At 54.8% G+C, this 1,934-nt stretch carries 3 protein-coding genes; all 3 read left to right on the forward strand.

The genetic code is table 11. The features are described from left to right. The first annotated feature begins 247 nt into the window (after positions 1-247). Positions 248-466 carry a hypothetical protein gene (locus IGR76_02810; protein MBF2077463.1) on the forward strand — a complete coding sequence of 73 codons (219 nt, stop codon included), beginning with the start codon at positions 248-250 and terminating at the stop codon, positions 464-466. Between the two features lie 198 nt (positions 467-664). After that, positions 665-1,159, forward strand: coding sequence for a tRNA (adenosine(37)-N6)-threonylcarbamoyltransferase complex ATPase subunit type 1 TsaE (gene tsaE, locus IGR76_02815; protein ID MBF2077464.1), 495 nt, complete (start codon positions 665-667; stop codon positions 1,157-1,159). 102 nt (positions 1,160-1,261) lie between these two features. Continuing rightward, a partial coding sequence (locus IGR76_02820; protein ID MBF2077465.1) for a phosphoribosylformylglycinamidine synthase II occupies positions 1,262-1,934 on the forward strand: 673 nt, incomplete at its 3' end.

Genomic DNA, 1,934 nt, shown 5'->3' on the forward strand with positions numbered 1-1,934 from the left:
AGAGCGATCTGGGGAAGCCCGCGCTCTACCCGATAGGGTGAGCGTCGGGAGGATGTCACTAAAAATTTCAACACTGTGGGATGGAGAGAGTCGCTAGCATAGAGGGGAGAGGTCTATCATTGAATGTTCTACCCAGAGCATCCACTCATCTTAAGATCACATGAATACCCGTTATCTTTCAGACTAAGATAGACCTGGTAAGCATACCTACCTATTGACGTTTAGTGAACTGGCAATCATAAATCTCATGAGCGATATTCACGATTTGATTGAAAAAGAAGTTGAGCAAGCCCGTGCGGTTTGCGAAGCGGATGACCCCGCTGCTTGTGCAGCCGCTTGGGACGCAGTGGAAGAATTACAGGCTGAAGCTGCTCACCAAAAGCAAAACACCCCTGAAAAGACCTACTTCGAAAAGTACTGCGATGACAATCCTGAAGCTGCTGAGTGCCGCGTTTATGACGACTAAGGTCGTCTGAGCGTATTGCTCAGCACCTATTAACTTTGCATTGGTGGTTGTTCACTGATGTTGAGTTTGCAAAGAGCTAAAGCAGGAATCGGTCATGCTCCGGGCGTGGCGGTTCCTGTTTTCACTTGATACCCTTCCAATCTGGATGCAGTTCCCTGTTCCTGAAACGGGTTGTCAATGATCGAAACCTTGGGTCCTATGCAGTCCATTACTATTCCATTACCCGATCTCGTCGCTACCCGCACCCTAGGCCATGCCCTGGGGCGATCGCTCCCCCCTGGAACCATTGTGTTGCTCTCGGGGGATTTGGGTGCTGGCAAAACATCCCTCGTTCAGGGAATAGGGGAAGGACTGGGAATCACGGAACCGATCACCAGCCCGACCTTTGCCTTGATTCAGGAATATCTAGAAGGCACAATGCCGCTGTATCACCTGGATCTGTATCGGTTAGAGCCAGCGGATGTGGCCGGACTGTTTATTGAGCAGTATTGGGAGGGCATAGAATGTCCCCTGGGCATTGTGGCGATTGAGTGGGCAGAGCGGATGCCGCACCGTCCCGACGCTTATCTTCAGATTGCGCTAACGATGACAGCGGGCGATCGCCGTTCGGCTACGCTGACCTGGATAGGCGATGCTCCGAGTCCGTTGCCAGAGGTGCAGCAGGCGATCGCCCAGTCCCCTCTCGTTCCCTAAGTTGTGGCAACGCAGCACCCTGAACATTACCGCCAAACGGAAAAATCCCACCCCGCAAATCCCGATACAATTGAAAACTGTTCCGCCTGCCAGAGGTTCATCATGTCTACGCTGTCGTCTGCTCCTTTCTCCCCCGAAGAAATTGCCGCCGAGGGCATCAAGCCGGACGAGTACGAGGAAATTGTGCGTCGCTTGGGTCGGCATCCCAACAAAGCCGAACTGGGCATGTTTGGCGTGATGTGGTCAGAGCATTGCTGCTACAAGAATTCCCGTCCGCTGCTGAAGCAGTTTCCCACCACGGGGCCGCGCATTCTGGTTGGCCCTGGCGAGAATGCAGGGGTCGTCGATGTCGGGGACGGACTGCGTCTCGCGTTCAAGATCGAATCCCATAACCACCCGTCTGCGGTGGAACCGTTTCAAGGCGCAGCGACCGGAGTGGGGGGCATTCTCCGCGATATTTTCACCATGGGTGCCCGTCCGATCGCCATTCTCAACTCCCTGCGCTTTGGCTCCCTAGACGATGCCCGTACCCGCCAACTCTTCGGGGGGGTGGTGTCCGGCATTTCCCACTATGGCAACTGTGTCGGGGTGCCGACGGTAGGCGGCGAGGTGTATTTTGACGCGTCCTATGGCGGCAATCCCCTGGTGAACGCGATGGCTTTGGGACTGATGGAAACCCCGGAAATCGTTAAATCTGGTGCTGTGGGCATTGGCAATCCGGTGCTGTACGTAGGATCGACCACCGGACGGGACGGTATGGGTGGTGCTAGTTTTG

The organism is Synechococcales cyanobacterium T60_A2020_003, assembly GCA_015272205.1.
Taxonomy (GTDB): Bacteria; Cyanobacteriota; Cyanobacteriia; order RECH01; family RECH01; genus JACYMB01.